16 protein-coding genes and 1 pseudogene are annotated in these 18,880 nt (G+C 71.5%); 13 read left to right on the forward strand and 4 right to left on the reverse strand.

Translation table 11 applies throughout. The features are described from left to right. Nucleotides 1–36 precede the first annotated feature (36 nt). The 4 genes from BLASA_RS07545 to BLASA_RS07560 form a co-directional block, all read right to left on the reverse strand. Complete coding sequence (locus tag BLASA_RS07545) at nt 37–426, reverse strand: universal stress protein (protein WP_014375487.1); 390 nt, start codon at nt 424–426, stop codon at nt 37–39. Continuing rightward, nucleotides 423–1,940: a tripartite tricarboxylate transporter permease gene (locus tag BLASA_RS07550; protein ID WP_014375488.1), complete on the reverse strand. Its 1,518-nt coding sequence runs from the start codon at nt 1,938–1,940 to the stop codon at nt 423–425. The genes BLASA_RS07545 and BLASA_RS07550 overlap by 4 nt, the downstream gene beginning before the upstream one ends. Nucleotides 1,941–1,947: 7 nt before the next feature. Continuing rightward, the gene (locus BLASA_RS07555) at nt 1,948–2,583 is read right to left on the reverse strand and encodes a tripartite tricarboxylate transporter TctB family protein (protein ID WP_014375489.1); all 636 of its coding nucleotides are present in this window, start codon (nt 2,581–2,583) and stop codon (nt 1,948–1,950) included. Nucleotides 2,584–2,657: 74 nt separating this feature from the next. Next, nucleotides 2,658–3,662, reverse strand: coding sequence for a tripartite tricarboxylate transporter substrate binding protein (locus BLASA_RS07560; RefSeq protein ID WP_014375490.1), 1,005 nt, complete (start codon nt 3,660–3,662; stop codon nt 2,658–2,660). Nucleotides 3,663–3,812: 150 nt separating this feature from the next. Here BLASA_RS07560 and BLASA_RS07565 point away from each other — a divergent pair, with 150 nt between their 5' ends. From BLASA_RS07565 to BLASA_RS07625, 13 genes and pseudogenes are all read left to right on the forward strand, one after another. Beyond that, nucleotides 3,813–4,706, forward strand: coding sequence for a LysR substrate-binding domain-containing protein (locus tag BLASA_RS07565; protein ID WP_014375491.1), 894 nt, complete (start codon nt 3,813–3,815; stop codon nt 4,704–4,706). A gap of 94 nt (nt 4,707–4,800) precedes the next feature. After that, complete coding sequence (gene kdgD / locus BLASA_RS07570) at nt 4,801–5,778, forward strand: 5-dehydro-4-deoxyglucarate dehydratase (protein WP_014375492.1); 978 nt, start codon at nt 4,801–4,803, stop codon at nt 5,776–5,778. Nucleotides 5,779–5,823: 45 nt separating this feature from the next. Continuing rightward, entirely contained in the window at nt 5,824–7,155 is a 1,332-nt protein-coding gene (locus BLASA_RS07575) for an enolase C-terminal domain-like protein (RefSeq protein WP_014375493.1), read from the forward strand. 13 nt (nt 7,156–7,168) lie between these two features. Continuing rightward, complete coding sequence (locus BLASA_RS07580; protein ID WP_014375494.1) at nt 7,169–8,335, forward strand: L-talarate/galactarate dehydratase; 1,167 nt, start codon at nt 7,169–7,171, stop codon at nt 8,333–8,335. 35 nt (nt 8,336–8,370) lie between these two features. Then, entirely contained in the window at nt 8,371–9,888 is a 1,518-nt protein-coding gene (locus tag BLASA_RS07585; protein ID WP_014375495.1) for an aldehyde dehydrogenase (NADP(+)), read from the forward strand. A gap of 6 nt (nt 9,889–9,894) precedes the next feature. Next, complete coding sequence (locus BLASA_RS07590; protein WP_014375496.1) at nt 9,895–10,758, forward strand: ATP-grasp domain-containing protein; 864 nt, start codon at nt 9,895–9,897, stop codon at nt 10,756–10,758. Further along, nucleotides 10,755–11,684, forward strand: a complete 930-nt coding sequence (locus BLASA_RS07595) for an AEC family transporter (RefSeq protein WP_014375497.1) — start codon at nt 10,755–10,757, stop codon at nt 11,682–11,684. Before BLASA_RS07590 ends, BLASA_RS07595 begins: the two co-directional genes overlap by 4 nt. After that, nucleotides 11,681–13,198 (forward strand): annotated as a pseudogene (gene mqo / locus BLASA_RS07600) (malate dehydrogenase (quinone)). Before BLASA_RS07595 ends, mqo begins: the two are co-directional and overlap by 4 nt. Next, nucleotides 13,195–14,616 (forward strand): FAD-binding oxidoreductase, encoded by a 1,422-nt coding sequence (locus tag BLASA_RS07605; RefSeq protein WP_014375500.1) that lies wholly within the window; start codon nt 13,195–13,197, stop codon nt 14,614–14,616. The pseudogene mqo and the gene BLASA_RS07605 overlap by 4 nt, the downstream one beginning before the upstream one ends. Before the next feature lie 638 nt (nt 14,617–15,254). Continuing rightward, nucleotides 15,255–15,560 (forward strand): S8 family serine peptidase, encoded by a 306-nt coding sequence (locus BLASA_RS25535; protein ID WP_041775666.1) that lies wholly within the window; start codon nt 15,255–15,257, stop codon nt 15,558–15,560. Nucleotides 15,561–15,652: 92 nt separating this feature from the next. After that, the gene (locus tag BLASA_RS07615; protein WP_014375503.1) at nt 15,653–15,847 is read left to right on the forward strand and encodes a hypothetical protein; all 195 of its coding nucleotides are present in this window, start codon (nt 15,653–15,655) and stop codon (nt 15,845–15,847) included. A 214-nt stretch (nt 15,848–16,061) separates the two neighbouring features. Further along, the gene (locus tag BLASA_RS07620; RefSeq protein WP_014375504.1) at nt 16,062–16,967 is read left to right on the forward strand and encodes a LysR family transcriptional regulator; all 906 of its coding nucleotides are present in this window, start codon (nt 16,062–16,064) and stop codon (nt 16,965–16,967) included. Nucleotides 16,968–17,271: 304 nt separating this feature from the next. After that, nucleotides 17,272–18,852 (forward strand): ABC transporter substrate-binding protein, encoded by a 1,581-nt coding sequence (locus BLASA_RS07625; RefSeq protein ID WP_014375505.1) that lies wholly within the window; start codon nt 17,272–17,274, stop codon nt 18,850–18,852. Nucleotides 18,853–18,880: the final 28 nt, after the last annotated feature.

The following is an 18,880-nucleotide window of genomic DNA, read 5'->3' on the forward strand; positions in this document are numbered from 1 at the left end:
GTGCCGCCTGGTCCTGGCCTATCCGCAGCCGGCCACTCAGGGCTTGACGGCGAGCACGGGCCGGTCGGCGTCGAGGAGGATCCGCTGGGCGCTGCTGCCCATGAGCAGTTTGCCCACGGCGGAGCGCTTGCGCAGTCCAATGACGATCACCGAGGCGTCGACCTCCTCAGCCACCCGCAGCACCTCGTCAGCGGCATCTCCCGAGTGGGTGTGCTGCCGCAGATCCAGGGCGACGCCGTACTCCACGGCCCGCTCGCGCATCCGGCGGACCGCGTTCTCGGGAGCGACGTCGGTGCTGACCGGGGCACCGCCGCGCGGGGAGTTCAGGACGACCAGCGGTTCGCTCCGGCGCCGCGCTTCCGCGAGGGCGGCGCCGAACGCGGCATCGCCTTCCGGCGTGGGCACGTAACCGACGAGGACGGTCATACCAGCTCCTTGGTGTCGCTCGGGTGGTCGGCGGGGCGCCGGCGGGAGAGGGCGCTGCGGATCATCGGGACGACGATCACCAGCAGGAAGACCACCAGCAGGGTGCCGGAGATGGGCCGGGTGAAGAAGCCGACGGCATCGCCGTCGAAGATCAGCAGCGACCGGCGCAGCGAGTCCTCGAGCAGGGTGCCGAGGACGAAGGCCAGCAGCAGGGGGCCCGGGTCGAAGCCGACCTTCTTCATCAGGTAGCCGAGCAGGCCGAACACGATGACCAGCACGATGTCGAACGCGCTGTTGTTGACGGTGTAGACGCCGATCAGCGTGATCAGGACCGTGATCGGCGCCAGGATCGCAGGGCGCACCCGGAGGATCTTCACGAAGAGGCCGACCAGCGGGATGCTCATGATCAGCAACAGGATGTTGCCGATGTACATCGAGTTGACCACGCCCCAGAAGAGCTCCGGCTCGTCGGTGACCAGCCGGGGGCCCGGCGGGACACCCTGGATCAGCAGGGCACCGAAGATCACCGCCATGGTGGCGTTGGCCGGGATGCCCAGGGTGAGCAGCGGGATGAACGACGAGGTCGCCGCGGCGTTGTTCGCCGTCTCCGGGCCGGCCACTCCCTCGACCGCGCCCTTGCCGAACCGCTCGGGAGTCTTCGACCGCTTCTTCTCCACCGCGTAGGCGGCCAGCGAGGAGAGGGTCGCGCCACCTCCGGGCAGGATGCCGAGAACGAAGCCGAGTACCGAGCCGCGGCCGATCGCGCCCGACGACTGGCGCAGGTCCTTGCGCGAGGGCCAGACGTTGGCCACCTTCGCCGGCGCCTGGGCGACGGTGTGCCGCTGCTCGAGGTTGTAGAGGATCTCGCCGAGGCCGAACAGGCCCATGGCGATCGGCACGAAGTCCAGGCCGTCGGCCAGGTTGAGGTTGCCGAAGGTGAACCGTTCGCCGCCGGTGAAGGCGTCCCGGCCGACGGTGGCGAGGAGCAGGCCGATCACGGCGGCGACGATCGCCTTGAGCCGGCTGCCGCCGCTCACCGTCGCGACCAGGAGGATGCCGAGCAGCGCGAGCGCGGTGTACTCCGGCGGCCCGAAGTCGAGGGCGAACCCGGCGACGACCGGGGCGAGGAACGACAGGGCGACGATCGAGATCGTGCCGCCGACGAACGAGCCGATCGCGGCGATGCCCAGGGCGGTGCCGGCCTTGCCCTGGCGGGCCAGGGCGTGGCCGTCGAACACCGTCACCACCGAGGATGCCTCGCCGGGCAGTTTGAGCAGTACCGAGGTGATCGTGCCGCCGTACTGGGCACCGTAGAAGATCCCGGCCAGCATGATGATCGAGGTCACCGGCTCCAGGCCGATGGTGATCGGCAGCAGGATCGCGATCGTGGCGGCGGGGCCCAGGCCCGGCAGCACGCCGACCAGCATGCCGACGACGACGCCGATCAGGCAGTAGAGCAGGTTGGTGGGTTCCAGGACGACGGTGAAGCCGTCGAGCACCGGGGCCAGGTCCATGGCTTCCTCAGAACAGGTGCGGGATGGGGACCGATAGGGCCGCCACGAAGATGAGGTAGAACGCGATCACCACGCCGATGCTGGTGACGACCGACGTGCGCCAGCCCTCGCCGCCCAGGAAACGCAGCCAGACGAAGGCGAGCAGGCCCGCGGGGATCTCGAAGCCGATGACCTCGATGACGGCGACGAACACGACCATCGTCGCGAGGCCCGCCAGGACGAGCCAGGAGGCGCGGGAGAAGCGCTCGGTGTCGTTGGTGCCGCGGGCGGTGGCCGCCAGCGCGATGCCCAGGACGACGAGAAGGAGGCTCAGGATCATCGGCCAGGTGCCCGAGCCGGGGTTGCCGGCGCTGCCGGCGCCCAGCGACAGCGCGCCGACCAGTGCAGCGGCGCCCAGGGCCACAACCAGCAGGGCGACGACCAGGTTCGTGGTCATGCCCGCGGGCGGCGGCCGGTGCTCGGCGTCGTGCTCCACCTCGTGGACCGCGTCCTCGAGGTCGTGCAACGTCGAGGGCGTGCGGTCGCCGTCCCTCGCGGGACCGGCAGGGGACGCGGGTGCGGCACCTCCCTGGGGGGTAGCCCCGGCGGCCGTGCGGCCGCCGGGGCTCCCCGGGGTGTGTTCCCCGTCGTGGTCGGAGGTCATGAGCACTCCTCGCTGGCGCTCGGCGCACTCATGACTCGAGTGCTGCGTCCGTGGGTGACGTCGGAACTCGGGGACTACTCGCCGCCGAGGTCGATGCCGTACTCCTCGACGACGGAACGGTAGTTGTCAAGGTTTTCGGTCCAGCGCTCCTGGATCTCGTCACCGTCGAGCTCGTTCGGGGTGAGCAGGTTGTCCTCGTTGAACTGCTGGTAGCCCTCGTCCTCGAAGGCCGTCTGGAAGGCGTCGCGGAGGGTCTGCATGACGTCGTCCGGCACACCCTGCGGGGCGAAGACGGCGCGCGACTGCTGGACCGGGACGTCGTAGCCGGCCTCGACGGCGGTCGGGGTGTCGGGGAGGTAGCTCGGGCGCTCCTCCGCGAAGGTCACGATCGGGGTGAGCTCGCCGGCCTCGATCTGCTCGATGGCCTCACCGAGCTGGATGGAGCCGACGTCGACCTGGCCACCCAGCACGGCGGTCAGCGTGGGGGAGCCGCCGTCGAAAGGGACGGCGGTGGCGTCGATGTCGGCCTGGGCGAAGAGCAGCTCCTGGGAGAGCTGGCTGCCGGTGCCCACGCCGGTGGTGCCGAAGGTGATGGGCCGGCCGGCGGCGGCCAGGTCCTCCACGGTCTGGAAGCCGGAGTCGGGGGAGGTGACCAGGACGTAGTCGTCGAGCGAGAGGCCGGTGACGATGTCGTAGTCGGCGATGTCGGGGGCATCCTCGGTGGCGAGCGGGGTGATGTACGCGAGGCTGCCGTTGTAGACCATCAGGGTGTGGCCGTCCGGCTCCTCGCCGGCCAGGGACTGGGCGGCCAGCGCACCGTTGGCGCCGGGCTGGTTCTCGACGGTGACGGCGACGCCGAGCTCGTCGGAGAGGATGTCGGCGGCCGCGCGGGCGATCAGGTCGGTGCTGCCGCCGGGGTCCTGCCCCACGAGCATGGTGATCGGGTCGCCGCCGGGGAACTCCTCGCCCTCCGCGCTCGACCCGCCGCCGACGTTGCCGCCGCACGCGGCGAGCGAGAGGGCCAGAGCGAGTCCGGCACCGGTCGTCGCCAGGCGGCGCGCACGGTGGTTGGTGGTCATGTCGATCTCCTCTACGAGCAGCTCTTCGGCTGTGTGGGGGCTGTCGTTCCGCCTGTGAGTGGCGTCACTCGACCCGGACGCTGCGGAGCGTATGGAGGGCAATGGATGCCTGTCCAAGATCAATGAGGCATTGGTTGATACCTTCGGTGCATGGCATTCACCCTGGAGCAACTCCGCGGATTTCTGGCCGTGGCCGAGGAGTTGCACTTCGGGCGCGCGGCCGAACGGCTGAAGATGACTCAACCGCCGTTGAGCCGGCAGATCCAGAAGCTGGAGCGGACCGTCGGGGCCCAGCTGCTCGAACGCGACAACCGGAAGGTCGCCCTCACCGCCGCCGGTGAGGTCTTCCTCGCCGAAGCGCGGAGGCTGCTCTCCCTCGCCGACACCGCGCCGGAGCTCGCCCGCCGGGTGTCGTCGGGGTCGCACGGCGTGGTGCGCATCGGGTTCACCGCCGCCTCCACCTACGGGACGCTCGGCCGGTTGCTCGACGCGCTCGACCGCGGGCTGCCGCACATCGGACTGGACCTGCAGGAGATGGTCACCCGGGAGCAGATCGCCGCGCTGCTCAACGAGGAGGTGGACCTCGGGCTGGCGCGCCCTCCGTTCGACGCCGACACCTTCGGCTCCCGTCTCCTGCACCGCGAGGCGCTGCTGGTCGCCGTCCCCGTCGGGCACCGGCTGCTGGAGCTGGGTCGGGACGTGGTGGCCGACGACCTGGCGGCCGAGCCTGTGGTCATGCACTCGCCGACCCGGGCACGCTACTTCTACGACCTGGTCGTGAGCATGGTGCCGGCGGCGTCCGGCAATGCCGTCCACATGGTTAGCCAGGTCCTGACGATGCTCTGGCTGGTCGCCGCGGGCCGCGGGATCGCGTTCGTGCCGGCGTCGGCGTCGCGGCTGCCCATCGAGGGTGTCGAGTTCGTGCGACTCGAGACGCCGGTGCTGGAACCCGTGGAGCTGCACCTGCTCTGGGTGCGGCAATCGCGCAATCCTGCGCTGCGGCGGGTGCTCGACCTGCTGGAGCAGGCCGAACCGGCCTTCTGATCTCCCGGGCGATGCACACAGCGCATCGTTCGATGCGAAACAACTCTTGGACAGGCATCGTCGATCCTCCCTACGGTTGCGCCGACCACCGCTCGTGTCCACCGACGTCCTGCCGTCGGACACCGCGGACCCGTCGGAACCCGAGGACCTGATCTCCGTGACGCTGCTGCCCCCCGATGCTCTCGCCGACCGTCTCAAGTCCGGCCTGCTCTCCTTCCCGGTGACCCACTTCGACGCCGACCTCCGCGTCGACGAGGCGCGCTACCGCGAGCACCTGGCCTGGCAGTCCAGCTTCGACGTCGCCGGGCTGTTCGCCGCCGGCGGCACGGGGGAGGGCTTCTCCATGACCTCGGAGGAAATCGACCGCGTCGTCCGGATCGCCGTCGAGGAGGCCGGCAGCAGCGTGCCGGTGCTCGCGCCGGCGACCGGGAGCACCGCGCAGGCCATCGCCCAGGCGCAGGCCGCGCAGGAGGCCGGCGCGTCCGGTCTCCTGCTGTTCCCGCCGTACCTCACCGAGGCCAGCCAGGCCGGTCTCGTCGAGCACATCGGCGCCGTGTGCCGGGCGACCGACCTCGGCGTCATCGTCTACAGCCGGGCCAATGCGATCCTCGCCGACGTCACGGTGGCCGAGGTGGCCGACCGCAACCCGAACCTGATCGGACTCAAGGACGGCATCGGCGACATCGAGCAGATGACCCGCACCTACGCCAAGGTCGGCGACCGGCTCATCTACGTGGGTGGCCTGCCCACGGCCGAGACGTTCGCGCTGCCGCTGCTGCAGCTCGGCGTGAGCACCTACTCCTCGGCGCTCTACAACTTCCTGCCCGAGTTCGCGCTGCGCTTCTACGCCGCCGTGCGCGCCCAGGACCGGGTCGCGGTCTACTCCATGCTCAACGACTTCGTGCTGCCCTACATCGACATCCGCGACCGCACCAAGGGCTACGCCGTCTCCATCGTCAAGGCCGGGCTGACCGCCGTGGGCCGGGACGGGGGCCGGGTGCGCCCGCCGCTGACCGATCTCACCGAGGCCGAGCGCGCCGAGCTCAGCGCGCTGGTCGGCAAGATCTCCTGACCGCCGCCTCCTGACCCAGCGACGCGCCCCCACCTGGAGGACTGCATGACCGGCCGGACCCCCACCGTCGCCACCGTCGAGGTCGTTCCCGTCGCTGGGCACGACAGCATGCTGCTGAACCTCAGCGGGGCGCACGGACCGTTCTTCACCCGCAACATCGCGATCGTCACCGACAGCGAGGGCAGGGTCGGGGTGGGCGAGGTGCCGGGCGGTGAGACGATCCGCCGCACCATCGAGGACGCCGGCACCCTGCTCGTCGGCCGGTCGATCGCGGCCTACGGCCGCCTCCTGCGCGAGGTCGGGGCCACCTTCGCCGACCGGGACTCGGGCGGACGCGGCCAGCAGACCTTCGATCTTCGGACGACGATCCACGCGGTGACCGCGCTGGAGTCGGCGCTGCTCGACCTGCTGGGCCAGCACCTCGGGGTGCCGGTCGCCGAGCTGCTCGGGGACGGTCAGCAGCGCGACAGCGTGCCCATGCTCGGCTACCTCTTCTACGTCGGTGACCGGTCCGCCTGCGACCTGCCCTATCTCGCCGAGCCCGACCCCGCTGACGACTGGGAGCGGCTGCGCCGCGAGCCCGCCCTCACTCCCGAGGCCGTCGTCGCGCTCGCCGAGGCCGCCCGGGCCCGCTACGGGTTCACCGACTTCAAGCTCAAGGGCGGCGTCCTCTCCGGCACGGAGGAGGTGGCCGCCGTCCGGGCACTGGCGGAGCGCTTCCCGGACGCCCGCATCACCCTCGACCCGAACGGCGGTTGGCTGCTCGCCGACGCCATCGAGCTCTGCCGCGACCTCGGTGACGTCCTCGCCTATGCCGAGGACCCGGTCGGGCCCGAGGCGGGCTTCTCCGGCCGGGAGACCATGGCCGAGTTCCGCCGCGCCACCGGCCTGCCGACGGCGACCAACATGATCGCCACCGACTGGCGGCAGATGGCCCACGCCGTCCGATCGAACGCCGTCGACATCCCGCTGGCCGACCCGCACTTCTGGACCATGCGGGGCTCGGTCCGCGTCGCCCAGCTGTGCGCCGACTTCGGCCTGACGTGGGGCTCGCACTCGAACAACCACTTCGACATCTCTCTGGCGATGTTCACCCAGGTCGGCGCAGCGGCCCCGGGGAAGATCACCGCCCTGGACACGCACTGGATCTGGCAGGACGGGCAGCCGCTCACCCGCTCGCCGCTGCAGATCGAGGACGGCGCGATCGCCGTACCCACCACACCCGGGCTCGGTGTCGAGCTCGACCGGGACGCCGTCGACGCCGCCCACCAGCTCTACCTCGAGCACGGGCTGGGCGCCCGGGACGACGCCGTCGCCATGCAGTACCTGGTGCCCGGCTGGACGTTCGACCCCAAGCGTCCCTGCCTCGTCCGCTGATCCTGGAGAACCCGTGACCGTCACCGAGACCGCCCGCACCAGCAGCCGCGCCGTCCTCGACCGGATCGAGTCGGTGACGCTGTCGTCGATCACCCTGCCGCTGCCGAACCCGATCAGCGACGCCAAGGTCTTCACCGGCCGGCAGCGGCCGATGACCGAGGTCGCCTTCCTCTTCGCCGAGATCCGTACCGAGGCCGGTCTCGAGGGCGTCGGCTTCAGCTACTCCAAGCGGGCCGGTGGCCCGGCGCAGTTCGCGCACGCCCGGGAGGTCGCGCCCGACCTGATCGGCGAGGACCCGAACGACATCGCCCGCCTCTGGACCAAGCTGGTCTGGGCCGGCGCGTCCGTGGGCCGCAGCGGTGCCTCGACGCAGGCCATCGCGGCCCTCGACGTCGCGCTGTGGGACCTCAAGGCCAAGCGCGCCGGTCTGCCCCTGGCCAAGCTGCTCGGCGCCCACCGCGACTCCGTGCGCTGCTACAACACCTCGGGCGGCTTCCTGCACGAGTCGATCGAGCAGGTCAAGGACAACGCCACCCGCACCCTGGAGAGCGGCGTCGGGGGCATCAAGATCAAGGTCGGACTGCCGGACTCGGCGGAGGACCTGCGCCGGGTCCGCGCGGTGCGCGAGCACCTGGGCGACGGCGTGCCGTTCATGGTGGACGCCAACCAGCAGTGGGACCGGTCGACGGCCATGCGGGTCAGCCGGCGGCTGGAGGAGTTCGACCTGGTGTGGATCGAGGAGCCGCTCGACGCCTACGACGCCGAGGGTCACGCCCAGCTCGCCCGGTCCCTGGACACGGCGATCGCCACGGGGGAGATGCTCACCAGTGTCGCCGAGCACTACGAGCTGATCCGGCAGGGTGCGGTGGACATCCTCCAGCCCGACGCCCCCCGCGTCGGCGGGATCACCCAGTTCCTGAAGCTGGCCACTCTGGCCGAGCACCGCAACCTCGGGCTTGCGCCGCACTTCGCGATGGAGATCCACGTCCACCTCGCGGCCGCGTACCCGATCGAGCCCTGGGTGGAGCACTTCGACTGGCTGCACCCGCTGTTCAACGAGCGGCTCGAGACACGCGACGGTCGGATGCGCCTGTCCGACCGCCCGGGTCTCGGCGTCACCCTGACCGAGCAGGCGCGCGCCTGGACAGTGGACCGCGTTCACGTCGACGCGCCCCGCTGACCCGCTCGATCCCACATCTCAGAAGGAGCCCCGTCATGAGCGACGTCGTCAGCATCGACCCCCGCACCGGAGAGACCGTCGAGGTGGTCGCCCAGGAGACGACGACCGCGGAGGTCGAGCGCCTCTGCGCGGCGGCCCTCGCCGCCGCACCGGCGTTGGACGACCTGGGCCGTACCGGCCGGGCCGCCCTGCTGCAGGCCCTGGCCGACGCCCTCGAGGGACGACGCGAGGACGTCGTCGCCGTGGCCGACCGCGAGACCGGCCTGGGCTTCACCCGCCTGAACGGCGAGCTCACCCGCACCTGCTATCAGCTGCGGCTGTTCGGCGAGGTGCTGCTCGAGGGCAGCTACCTCGAGGCGGGCATCGACCACGCCGGCGACACTCCCATGGGACCCCGCCCGGATTTGCGGCGCATGCTCGTCCCGATCGGCCCGGTCGCGGTCTTCGGGGCGAGCAACTTCCCCTTGGCCTTCTCCGTACCGGGCGGCGACACCGCATCGGCGCTCGCGGCCGGGTCCCCGGTGATCGTCAAGGCGCACGGCTCGCACCCGGCGACCTCGCAGCTGTGCTTCGAGATCATGTCGGCGGCCGCCCGCGAGGCCGGTGCTCCGGACGGGACCCTGGGCATCGTCCACGGCCTGCAGGCCGGCGCCGACCTGGTGGCCCATCCCGCGATCCGTGCCGTCGGCTTCACCGGGTCCGTGAACGGCGGCAAGGCGCTGATCGACATCATCGAGCGCCGGCCCGACCCCATCCCGTTCTACGGCGAGCTGAGCAGCCTGAACCCGCTCGTCGTCACGCCGCAGGCCGCAGCCGAGCGCGGCGAGCAGCTCGGCCGCGAGCTGGTGGGTTCCTTCACCCTCGGAGCGGGCCAGTTCTGCACCAAGCCCGGCCTGGCGTTCGTCCCGAGCGGGGCGGAGGGCGACGCCGTCGTCGCGGCGATGGCCGACGCCGTCCGGGAGACCGCCGCGCCGACGCTGCTCAACGAGGGCATCGCCGGCTCCTACGGACGGATCTCCTCCTCGCTGGCCGATCTCCCCGGCGTCTCGACGGTCGCGACCGGGGGCGAGCCGCAGGGACCGGGATTCCAGGCGCGACCGTTGCTGCTCAGCACCGACGCCGCCGACCTGCCGCACGAGGTCACCGAGGAGTGCTTCGGCCCGGTGGCCGTCGTCGCCCGGTACGACGGCGAGAAGGCCCTGTTCTCAGCGCTCGAGGCCATGCCGTCGTCCCTCACCGCGACGATCCTCCGCGGCGACCGCGAGACCGAGCTGCCGCTGGCGGTCTCCCAGGAGCTGCGCACCCGCGCCGGCCGATTGGTCTACGACGCCTACCCGACGGGTGTCGCGGTCTCGTGGGCCCAGCACCACGGCGGACCCTGGCCCTCGACGAACTCCCAGCACACGTCGGTCGGGACCACCGCCATCCGCCGGTTCCTGCGGCCGGTGACCTGGCAGGGGGCGCCGCAGGAGGTGCTGCCCGAGGAGCTGACCGACGACTACCAGGGCATCCCGCGGCGCATCGACGGGAAGCTGCAGCTGCCCCGTGACTGAACGGCCATGAGCAGGCGGATAGCGCTGGTCAGCTCCGAACGAGGGCTCCGGGTCGACCCCGATCTGCCACTCGCGGTGGCCGCGCTCGGGGACGCCGGGTACGAGGTCGACCTCGTCCGCTGGGACGACGCGGCCGCCGACTGGTCGCGCTTCGACCTCGCCGTCGTCCGGTCGTGCTGGGACTACGCCTGGCGCCTGGCGGAGTTCCTCGCCTGGGCGGAGACGGTCCCGAAACTCCGCAACGGCGTGGAAGTGCTGCGCTGGAACACCGACAAGACCTACCTGCGCGACCTGGAGCGGGCCGGCCTCCCGGTGGTGCGCACGGTGTGGAACCCGCTGGGTCCGGCGGATCTGCCCGAGGCGGAGGAGTGGGTGGTGAAGCCGTCGGTGTCGGCCGGTTCCCGTGACACCGCCCGGTGGAGCGATGCGTCGGCGGCGCTGGTCCACGCGGCGCAGCTCGCAGCGGCGGGGCGGACGGCGATGGTGCAGCCGTACCTGTCGAGCGTCGACGACCGCGGGGAGACCGCGATGCTGTTCATCGGTGGGCGCTTCTCCCACGCCGTCCGCAAGGGTGCGCTGCTCGAGCCGGGGGAGGGTGTTCGGCAGGATCGGAACAGCCGGGGCGATCTGAGCCGCGTGATGCCCACGGCAGAGCAGCGGGACGTCGCCGGCGCCGTGTTCGCTGCCATCCACGACCTCGTCCCCGGAGCGCCGGCACCGCTCTACGCGCGGATCGACCTGGTGCACGACGAGGCCGCCCGTCCGGTGGTCCTGGAGTTGGAACTCTCCGAGCCCAGTCTGTTCCTGCCCCAGGCCCCCGAGGGTGCCGCGACCCTGGCCCGTGCGGTGGAGGCGGAACTCCAGCAGTGAGCGGGGTGCTGGGTGGCTTCGCCGCCCTGGCCGCGGTGATCGCCGTCGGGTGGGCGGTCGGCCGGACCGGCATCCTGGGCAAGGACGCGCCGGGCATCCTGTCGCGGCTGTCCTTCTTCGTGGCCACCCCGGCGCTCCTCTTCCTCACCCTGGGCCGGGCCGACACCGCCACGGTCGCCTCGCTGGCGCTGATCGGCACGGCCGGCAGCGCGGCAGTGACCGCCCTCCTCTATGTGGGGCTGGCCCGGTGGCGGTGGCGGCTCCCGGCCGCGCAGCTCGCGACCGGTGCACTGTCGTCGTCCTACGTCAACGCCGGCAATCTGGGTATCCCGGTGGCGGTGTACATCCTGGGGAACGCCTCCTACGTGGCCCCGGTCCTCCTCTTCCAGGTGCTGGTCATGGCACCGGTGGGACTCGCGGTGCTGGCCGGTTCGCGGACCGGTGTGGAGGCGGCGCCGACCTGGCGGCAACTCCTGCTGCAACCGCTGCGGACGCCGGTCGTCATCGGTTGCGCGCTGGGCCTCCTCCTCGCGGCCAGCGGCCTGGACCTCCCGGCGCTCGTGCTGGAGCCGGTCGAACTGATCGCGGCCCTGGCGGTGCCCGCCGCGCTGCTGGCCTACGGGATGACCCTGCACGGCGCGCCCCGTCCGGCCGCCGGCGCGCTGGCCGGGCAGGTGTGGATGGCCGTCGTCCTCAAGAACCTGGTGATGCCGGCCATCGCCTACGCCCTCGGACGCTGGGTCGCCGGCCTCGACGGCATCGCGCTGCTGGCGGTCACGGTGACGTCCGCGCTGCCGACCGCCCAGAACGTCTTCGTCTACGCCGCGGCGTACGACGGCGGAACCCTGCTGGCCCGTGACGTGATCCTGCTCAGCACCGTGCTGTCGGTTCCCGTGCTCGTCGGCATAGCGGTGCTGCTCGGATGAGGGGAACGACCGTGCCGGTGGAGGAGTTCGACGCCGTCCTCGTGGGCGGTGGCGTGATGGGCGCGACGCTCGGTGTGCTGCTCGGCGAGCTCGAGCCCGGCTGGCGGATCGGCATGGTCGAACGACTCGGCGAGGCGGGGCTGGAGAGCTCGAGCGCCTGGAACAACGCCGGTACCGGCCACGCGGGGCTGTGCGAGTTCAACTACACGCCGCGTCTGCCGGGCGGATCGGTCGACGTCTCTCGGGCGGTCGAGATCGGTGAGCAGTTCAGCGCGTCCCTGGTGTTCTGGGCGCACCTTGTCTCGCGCGGCCTGATCGGCCCGCCGCAGGACTTCATCCGCCCGGTGGCGCACCTCGGGTTCGGTCGCGGACCGGACGGCGTGGCGCACCTGCGGGCCCGGTGGGAGACGCTTCGCGGGCATCCACTGTTCGCCGACACGGAGTACAGCGACGACCGGACGGTGCTCGGGACGTGATTGCCGTTGATGTTCGGCGACCGGCCCGATGACGGCCCCGTCGCCGTCACCCGGTCGGCCTCGGGGACCGACGTCGACTTCGGTGTGCTCACCCGGCAGCTCCTCTCGGCCCTGCGGTCCCGGGGCGGATCGATCCGGCTCGGGCACGAGGTGACCGGGCTCGAACGGACCGACGGGACCTGGCACGTCGGCGTCCGCGACCGGGAGACCCGGGTGGCGTACCGGCTGCGCGCGCCCTACGTCTTCGTCGGTGCGGGTGGTGGGACGCTGCCGTTGCTGCAGAGGGCAGGGGTCCCGGAGGTGCGCCGGTACGGCGCCTTCCCGATCAGCGGCCAGTTCCTCCGCACGGCCCGCGCCGACCTGGTGGCCGCCCACCGCGGCAAGGTCTACGGGCACGCCGCGCCCGGGGCCCCGAGCATCTCGGTCCCGCACCTGGACCACCGCACGGTGGATGGCCGCGAGCACCTCTTCTTCGGCCCGTTCGCGGCGTTCTCCCCGCGCTTCCTCCGTTCGGGACGACGCACCGATCTCCTCCGGTCGGTGCGGTCGGGCAACCTGCCGGTCCTCGCCGCGTCGGCGCGGGACAACCGGTCGCTCATGGCCTACCTGCTCCGGCAGGTCGCCCAGACATCCCGCGGCCGGCTCGACGCGCTGCGGACGTTCGTCCCGGACGTCCGTGCCGACGACTGGGAACTGGTCACCGCCGGGCAGAGGGTGCAGATCCTGAAGATGTCGGGCGGTCAGGGCGCGATGGTGGGCTTTGGCACCGAGGTGGTGACCTCGGCCGCGGGGTCGCTCGGTGCCCTGCTCGGGGCATCACCCGGCGCGTCCACCGCGGCCGCGACGATGGTCGACGTGCTCGCGGCGAGCTTTCCCGGCCGCATGGCGCAGTGGGCTCCTCGGCTGCACGAGATCGCGCCGTCGGTGGCCAGCGGGGAACGTCCGGACGCGGCGGCACTCCTGGCACGTGCGCGCGCGGCGCGCCGGGTGCTGGGGCTCGATCCGGCACACGACGACCGACGGAAGGATCTCGCATGACCGACCCCGGGCTTCCCGGACGGCTCCGCGCGGCGGTGGGGGAGGCCGGCCTGGTCACCGACCCGGCACGGATGGGCGGCTACCTGAGCGACTGGCGCAATGCCTACTCGGGGACGGCCGCGGCCGTCGTCCGGCCGGTCAGCACCGACGAGGTCGCCGCGATCGTGCGCGCCTGCCGCAAGGAGGGGGTGGCCGTCGTCCCGCAGGGCGGCAACACCGGCCTCTGCGGAGGAGCGGTGCCGGACACGTCCGGCCGACAGGTGGTCCTCTCGCTCGATCGCATGCGGCGCCTGCGCGCCGTCGACCCGGTGAACCAAACCATCACGGTGGAGGCGGGCGTCGTCCTGCAGGCGGTACAGGAGGCGGCCGCCGCCGAGGGCTGCCTGTTCCCCCTCTCCCTCGGCTCGGAGGGCAGCTGCACCATCGGCGGCAACCTGTCGACCAACGCCGGCGGCACCGGGGTGCTCCGCTACGGCACCATGCGCGACCTCACGCTCGGGCTCGAGGTCGTCCTGCCCGACGGCCGGATCTGGAACGGCCTGCGCGGCCTGCGGAAGGACAACACCGGCTACGACCTCAAGCACCTGTTCATCGGGGCCGAGGGCACCCTCGGGTTGGTCACCGCCGCGGTGCTGAAACTGTTCCCCGCCGTCCGCAGCCGGGCGACGGCGTGGGTGGCCGTGGGGTCCGCCCAGGCGGCGGTCGACCTGTTCGGCATCGTGCGAGCTCTGTGCGGCGACCGGCTGACCGCGTTCGAGATCATGTCGCGCCAGAGCGTCGACTTCGTGCTCCGGCACGGCACCGGCGCGCGCGACCTCTTCGGCTCCGTCCACTTCTGGTACGTGCTCGTGGAGCTGAGCGACACCCTGCCCGACGCCCGCCTCGACGGGCTGCTCGAGGCCGCGCTCGCCGAGGCGTTCGACCGGGACGTGGCCGGGGACGCCGTCGTGGCGTCCGGCTCCGCGCAGGTCGCCGCCCTGTGGGCACTGCGCGAAGGCATCTCGGAGGCACAGAACTTCGAGGGACCGAGCCTGAAGCACGACGTGACGGTGCCAATCAGCAGCATCCCGGCCTTCGTCGAGCGGACCGACAAGGCCTTGCGGGCGGCCCTGCCCGGCATCCGGATCGTCACCTACGGGCACATCGGCGACGGCAACCTGCACTACAACCTGAGCAAGCCGGTGGACTCCGACGACGACACCTTCCGGAACCTGGCCGAGGAGCTCGCCCGGATGGTCTACGACGCCACCAGCAGCTTCGGAGGGAGCATCAGCGCCGAGCACGGCCTGGGGCAGAGCAAGCGCGACGTCATCGCCGACTACAAGGACGGTCTCGAATTGGAGCTGATGCGCAGCCTCAAACACCTCCTCGACCCGCGCGGTTTAATGAATCCCGGCAAGGTCCTCCCGGCCTGGTAGCGGACGTCCGGCGGTCCGGAGCGCCAGCGATCCGTCACCGCACCGTCACGGAGATGGTGCGGTGGGCGATCGCGCGACTTCTCCGGGTGACGGAGGCCGTCGAACGCTGCATGGCGGGGCGCCTGCACGCGCCTCTCTGAACCTGTCGGTGGTGGCGAGAACTCTTCCTCCTGCCGAGCGGTCCTGTCGGCGGAAAGGGGAGCGGAGCCGCTCGTTCCCGCGGTCGGTCTCATCCGGGGTCTGAGGGGGAACAGTGATCGATCCGCGCTTCTCGGCAGAGTCAGACTCTCCGGTCGACGGCCGCGGGGGGCGGTGATCCAGCCCGAGAGCACCGGCCGCCAGATCGTCGTCTTCGCCGACGAGGAGGACGCCCCGGGGGTGGACTGGGGCCTCGCCGGCATCTCCGAGGTCGCCGACTCCCGCAACTTCGAGACCGGCGGCCTGCCGTCGGAGACCGTCCACGACGCGCAGGCCACGGTCTTCGGCCAGCTCGACATCGCGGTCGTGTCCGCCGACCCCACCCGGGTGTCCATGCTCCAGTCTGTGGACGCCTCGGGCCGTCGGGTGCTCTCGGTCTCCCCGGAGCTGGTGCACCACGTCCTGCAGGACGTGCTCGAATACGCCCGGGCCTACCGCTGGTGCAGCGGCGAGCCGGCTTCGTGGGCGCTCCGGCGAACAGTCCCGAGATCATGGCCGTCGGCGCGCTGGACCAGGAGTTCGGGATGGCCTTCTTCTCGGCCTGCAGCCTGCCGGCCCGCGGTGGCCAGGTCGACGTCGCCGGGCCGGGGTTCCAGGTCGTCCTCTCGTCCTGGCCGATGCCGACGCGCTACCGCTCGATCAGCGGGACGAGCATGGCCACTCCGCTCGTCGCCGGCATCGCGGCGTTGTGGGCCGAGGAGACCGGGCGTCGTGGGCTGGCGCTCTGGGCGACGCTCTGCCAGTAGAGCGAGCGGTTGATGATGCCGTCGGTCGACGCGGGCTGCGGACTGTGCCTGACCGCCGCAGTGACGCAGGTCGCGGGCGTAGGTTGCGCGCCATGACCCACGTGAGCGTGATGGTCGGTGACGGTCACCGCGACAGCCTGGACGGCGTCGTCGAGAACCTGCGCGCCTCCGGGCTGGAGGTCGAACAGGTGCTCGGCACGCTGGGGTCGTCACCGGCTCGGCGCCCGACGACGCCCTCGACGTCCTTCGGGGGGGCGAGGGCGTCTCCTCGGTCGACGCGCAACTGACCCACCAACCCCCGCCACCGGACGCGCCCGACCAGTAGCGCGCCGGCTCCTCATCCGGGGTGGCGCCTCGCTGGGGCGTTGAGCCGGGCTGCTCGGAGCCGCGCGCGGATGGTCGTGGGCGACTGCGCCGGTCGTGCGCGACGAGCGAACCCCAGCGGGACGGGTTCCCTTCGGCCGAAGGCCTCTCGGCAGGTGTTGATACGTTCCCGATACCATGTTCACCCTCGCTCAGCTCACCGGTTTCGTGGCAGTGGCCGAAGAATTGCACTTCGGTCACGCTGCGAAGCGGCTGCACATGACCCAGCCGCCCCTCACGCGGCAGGTGCAGGGGCTCGAGCGCGAGCTCGGGGTCGAGCTGTTCGACCGGAGCGGTCGCGCTGTGCGCCTCAGTCCTGCCGGCCGCGCGTTTCTTTCCGACGCGCGGCGACTGCTGCGCGACGCCGAGGGGGCGGTGCTCGCGGTCCGCCGCGTGCCCACCGGGGAATCGGGCACGGTGGCTCTCGGCTTCACGGCCGCGTCGGCGCCCGGGCTGCTCGGTCCACTGCTGGCGCAGATGCGCCGGGACCTGCCCAGCGTGGACATCGTGCTGCGAGAACTCGTGACCAGTGAGCAGTTGGACGCGCTGTCCGGAGGCTCGCTCGATCTCGGGCTCGTCCGTCCGCCAGTGACCCGAACAGAGCTCTCGTCGCGGGAGGTCCTGCGGGAGCCGCTGGTCGTCGCGCTCCCCTACGGGCACCTGCTGACCGAACGGGAGATCATCGACGTCGCCGATCTCGACGGTGAGGAGGTCGTCATGCCGGCGCCGAACGAGGCCCGGTTCTTCTTCGAGCTCCTGATCAGCCTGTTCCGCAGCGCGGGCATCGCCGTGCGCTACAGCCAGCACCTGAGCCAGGTGCACAGCATTCTCGCACTGGTCGAGGCGGGAGTCGGGCTGGGTCTGGTGCCGGAGTCGGCCGTCGGAGCGCGCTACGGCGGCGTCGTGGTGCGTCCCCTGCGGACGGCCGACCCCACGCCGGTGCGCTTGCACGCGGTCTGGCGGACGGGCAACCGGAACCCGGCCCTCCGGGCGGTGCTGTCCCTGGGCTGGCCGTTCGCCGAAGGTCGTCACCCGCGCATGTGAGGGTGCACGGCCCTCGCGACGTCTACCGGGTGAGCGAGGGGCCCGGCGGGGACGCGGCGCGGCTCGCTACCCGGTGAGCTGTCGGCGCCGCCTGCCCGTCCCGAACCACTTCCGTCCACCGGGGAGCGAGGTTCGACGGCGAAGCGGGGCGTCTTCGGCGGAGACCGGCTCCGATGCTAGGCGAGTATCAGACAATGCAGATTTAGGCTTGGACGCGCATCGGACGAGCCTCCTAGCGTGGCCCTCGCCACGTTCGTGATCCCGGCCACTCCCGCAACGTTGTTGCGTACCGAAGGAGCTCATCATGCGCTCGAGAGCGCCCGCCGCGACGGCACTCGTCGCCACCGCCAGTGTCCTGCTCGCAGCCTGCGGAGGAGCAGACAGCTCCGACGGAGGCACGGCCACCGGCGCGTGCGGGGGTTCCGGCGCCCTGACCCTGGGCCTGACGTCGGCTCCCCTCAGCCTCGACCCCTCCGCCGCGGCGAACGGCAACAACTCGCAGTGGTACATCACGCCGGCCTACGCGCCGCTGATCCGTACCGGCGAGAACGCTGAGCTCGTCCCCGGCCTCGCCGAGGAGTGGGGCTACGTCGGCGACGAAAACAAGACCTTCGAGCTGACCCTGCGGCCGGACCTGAAATTCGCCGACGGCACGCCGCTGACCGCGCAGGACGTCGCCAACTCCATCGAGTACTTCAAGACGGGGAGCGGTCCCGGTAGCGGCTTCTTCCGCAATCTCACCGCGACGGCGGAGGGCGAGGACAAGGTCGTCATCACCAGCACGGAGCCCGACCCGTCCATCCCGCTCCTGCTCACCGCCAAGTGGATGGGCGGCAGCGTCATCAGCCCGGCCGGACTCGCGGACCCGTCCCAGCTGGCCAGCGACACCTTCGGAGCCGGTCCCTACGTCCTCGACGAGCAACAGACCGTCAGCGGGGACAGCTACGTCTACACGCCCAACGAGAACTACTACGACCAGGACGCCATCCAGTACGACGAGATCGTGGTGAAGGTCATCCCGGACGCCAACTCGATGGCGCAGGCCCTGCGCAGCGGCCAGGTCGACGTGGTCGAGTCCGAGCCGGCGACCGCGGCCTCACTCGAGGAGGCGGACGGGGTGTCGGTCGTCAGTGCGCCGGTGAGCGTGGACGGGCTGTACTTCCTCGACTGGGAGGGCACCGTGGCCGAGCCGCTCGCGAGCCTGCAGGTCCGGCAGGCGCTGAATCACGCCATCGACCGGGAGTCCATCGTCGAGGCGATCTACGGCGAGTACGGGATCCCCGTGCAGCAGCCCACGGTGCCTGGTGACCCCACCTTCGGCTACTCGGAGGAGGCCAACTCCACCTACGACTACGACCCGGAGAAGGCCCGGCAGATGCTCGCCGACGCGGGCTACCCCGAAGGCTTCGAGATCACCAGCCTCGTCCGCGCCAACTTCGCCGCGGAGGCGAAGATGATGCAGGCGGTCGCCTCGCAGCTCGCAGAGGTCGGCGTCACGCTCTCCCTGAAGCCCGCCCAGAACACCGGCGCCTGGGTCGACGACCTGGTCTCCGGCCAGTACCCGATGACCGCGCAGGTGACCAGCGGCAAGCCGGCGATCATGCAGATCCCGTACCTCTTCATGCCCGGCGGGATCATGAACCCCTTCAACGCCTCGAACGCCGAGGTCACCGCGGCATACCAGGAGCTCCAGACCGCAGCACCCGAGGACGTGCCGGAGGCCGCGACGCAGGCCATCCAGACGGCAGTCGACCAGGCGCTGATGGCACCGGTCGTCGCGGTCGACGACATCTTCGCCTACAGCGACGAGAAGGTCGCCGGCGTCGAGTTCTTGGGTGACACGCCCACGCTGTCGCAGATGGACACCTGGACCCCCGCCTGCTGATCAGTCCGGTGCTGCGGGGTCCGGACGG

Origin of the sequence: Blastococcus saxobsidens DD2, from assembly GCF_000284015.1 — a bacterium.
Taxonomy (GTDB): Bacteria; Actinomycetota; Actinomycetes; order Mycobacteriales; family Geodermatophilaceae; genus Blastococcus; species Blastococcus saxobsidens_A.

Excerpts from the sequence above, each read along its gene's own strand:
- BLASA_RS07545 (WP_014375487.1), bottom strand. The coding sequence starts at position 426 with ATGACCGTCCTCGTCGGTTACGTGCCCACGCCGGAAGGCGATGCCGCG.
- BLASA_RS07550 (WP_014375488.1), bottom strand. The coding sequence starts at position 1,940 with ATGGACCTGGCCCCGGTGCTCGACGGCTTCACCGTCGTCCTGGAACCC.
- BLASA_RS07555 (WP_014375489.1), bottom strand. The coding sequence starts at position 2,583 with ATGACCTCCGACCACGACGGGGAACACACCCCGGGGAGCCCCGGCGGC.
- BLASA_RS07560 (WP_014375490.1), bottom strand. The coding sequence starts at position 3,662 with ATGACCACCAACCACCGTGCGCGCCGCCTGGCGACGACCGGTGCCGGA.
- BLASA_RS07565 (WP_014375491.1), top strand. The coding sequence starts at position 3,813 with ATGGCATTCACCCTGGAGCAACTCCGCGGATTTCTGGCCGTGGCCGAG.
- BLASA_RS07575 (WP_014375493.1), top strand. The coding sequence starts at position 5,824 with ATGACCGGCCGGACCCCCACCGTCGCCACCGTCGAGGTCGTTCCCGTC.
- BLASA_RS07585 (WP_014375495.1), top strand. The coding sequence starts at position 8,371 with ATGAGCGACGTCGTCAGCATCGACCCCCGCACCGGAGAGACCGTCGAG.
- BLASA_RS07590 (WP_014375496.1), top strand. The coding sequence starts at position 9,895 with ATGAGCAGGCGGATAGCGCTGGTCAGCTCCGAACGAGGGCTCCGGGTC.
- BLASA_RS07605 (WP_014375500.1), top strand. The coding sequence starts at position 13,195 with ATGACCGACCCCGGGCTTCCCGGACGGCTCCGCGCGGCGGTGGGGGAG.
- BLASA_RS07615 (WP_014375503.1), top strand. The coding sequence starts at position 15,653 with ATGACCCACGTGAGCGTGATGGTCGGTGACGGTCACCGCGACAGCCTG.
- BLASA_RS07620 (WP_014375504.1), top strand. The coding sequence starts at position 16,062 with ATGTTCACCCTCGCTCAGCTCACCGGTTTCGTGGCAGTGGCCGAAGAA.
- BLASA_RS07625 (WP_014375505.1), top strand. The coding sequence starts at position 17,272 with ATGCGCTCGAGAGCGCCCGCCGCGACGGCACTCGTCGCCACCGCCAGT.